This is a genomic window from Clostridium homopropionicum DSM 5847 (genome assembly GCF_001263795.1).
In the GTDB taxonomy this organism is placed as follows: domain Bacteria; phylum Bacillota; class Clostridia; order Clostridiales; family Clostridiaceae; genus Clostridium_H; species Clostridium_H homopropionicum.
In genome coordinates this window covers 1-2,115 of the sequence record NZ_LHUR01000037.1, presented here as the reverse complement: position 1 = coordinate 2,115, position 2,115 = coordinate 1, and the positions used below count along the sequence as shown (strand labels likewise).

Here is a 2,115-nt window from a genome sequence, read left to right as displayed (position 1 = left end):
AAAAAACAAGAGGTGGTGTTGTAGAAATGAAGGAGGATCTATGGTTGGAAATACGAAATGACTATTTAAAAGGACTATCAATATCAGAAATTTCAAGAAAATACAATATTAATTGGCGTACAGCCAAGAAATATTCAACATCAGAAAAAGTTCCTAAATACACATTAACAAGCCCTAAACCATCAAAACTTGATAAATATAAACCTATGTTAAATGACTTACTTGAAGAAGCACCATATAGTGCCGTTAGGCTTTATGAGAAAATAAAAGAACATGGATTTGTTGGGAAAATAGGCATAGTTAGAAGCTATGTTAAGTTAAAGAAGAGAAAGCTTAACTCAAAAGCTACAGTGAGATTTGAAACCCTTCCGGGTAAACAAGGTCAAGTTGACTGGGGTCATTTTGGTAGCTTTGTTGATGAACATGGAGTAGAAAGAAATCTTTACTGTTTTCTTATGATTTTAGGATATTCAAGAATGAGATATATAGAATTTGTTCTTGATATGAGTACTGAAACATTAATAAAATGTCATAATAATGCTTTTAGATATTTCAATGGGTATCCTGACGAAATACTTTATGACAATATGAAACAAGTAGTAATTAAGAGACTTTTGAAACAAGAAGATTCAAAACTTAATCCTCTCTTCGAGGATTTTGCTGGATTCTATGGATTTAAACCTATACTTTGTAGACCATATAGAGGTCAAACCAAAGGAAAAATAGAAAGAACCGTTAGGTTTGTTAGACAAAACTTCTTTGTTGGTATAAAGTTTAAGAATCTTTATGAAATTAATACAATGGCTTATGAATGGTGTGAAAAAGTTAATAATCATCCCCATTCAACAACTAATGAAGTTCCATATAGTAGATTATTCCAAGAAAAACTCAATACTGTAAAGAGAGAATATATGATAAATAAACTAGATCTGCGAAAAGTGGAGAAAGACTGCCTAATCTCTTTCCAAAACAACAAATATTCTGTACCACCAGAATACATAGGAAAAGAGGTTGCAGTCCTTCACACTCATAACTTATTGAAAGTTTATCATAATAGCGAATTAATCGCAACACATAGTATACCCAATGTAAAAAATAAAATTATAGTAAATAAAGATCATTATGATAAAATTTCAAACCCTAACAATAACTATTCAGCTAACTGCTTATTTAACTTGAATAGATTTAAGGCACCGACTCAGATAGAAAGCCGTGATTTATTAGAACTAGATAAGATATTTGGGGAGGTAGCATCAAATGGATAATATAACATATGAAAGAGTAAAAGAAAACTTAAAAACATTAGATTTAACTAATACCTTAGAAATTATTGATAATTATCTAGAACTAGCAATAAAGGATGATAAAAATATAGTAGAGATACTAGACCACTTATTAACTCAAGAAGTTAAATTTAAATCAAAAAGAGCTGCAGAAATACAAGTAAGCGTAGCTGCATTTCCTTTTAGAAAGCTTTTAGAGGAGTTTGACTTTGATTTCCAACCATCTATCGATAAAAGACTAATAGATGAACTAGCCACCTTAAGGTTTGTAAGTAATGCAGAAAATGTGGTGTTTTTAGGGCCTCCCGGCGTAGGTAAGACCCATTTGGCGATAGCCTTAGGTATAATAGCTGCTAAGCATAGATATCTTACTTACTATATCAGTTGCCAGGATCTAATATCTCAACTTAATAAGGCTCATTTTGAGAATAAACTAGCTTTAAAAATCAAGCATTACGCTAAGTATAGACTACTTATAATTGATGAAATAGGATACTTGCCAATGGATATTCAAGGAGCTAATTTATTTTTTCAGCTTATTGCTAAACGCTATGAAAAATGTTCAACAATTTTCACCTCTAATAAATCTTTTTCACAATGGGGTGAAGTTTTCTCAGACAATACTATAGCGGCAGCTATACTTGATAGAATTCTACATCATGCTACCGTTGTAAATATAAAGGGGGACTCCTATAGATTAAAGGATAGAAAAGAGTTCATGAATAATAAAAAGGATGTAATTAACACCCTTATACAATCAAAGTAAAATTTTTTACCTAATCTATGTACTTTTTGAATGGTACTTTTGTGTACTTTTAAATTATTGTTGACA

The 2,115-nt window shown here is 30.7% G+C and carries 2 protein-coding genes; both read left to right on the top strand.

Going from position 1 to position 2,115, the window contains the following annotated elements; translation table 11 throughout:
• On the top strand, nucleotides 1-1,265 hold a 1,265-nt coding region (istA, locus tag CLHOM_RS18210), incomplete at its 5' end, for an IS21 family transposase (RefSeq protein WP_207642440.1).
• On the top strand, nucleotides 1,258-2,049 hold the full coding sequence (gene istB / locus CLHOM_RS15020) for an IS21-like element helper ATPase IstB (RefSeq protein ID WP_052222517.1): 792 nt from the start codon (nucleotides 1,258-1,260) through the stop codon (nucleotides 2,047-2,049). The genes istA and istB, both read left to right, overlap by 8 nt.
• Nucleotides 2,050-2,115: the final 66 nt, after the last annotated feature.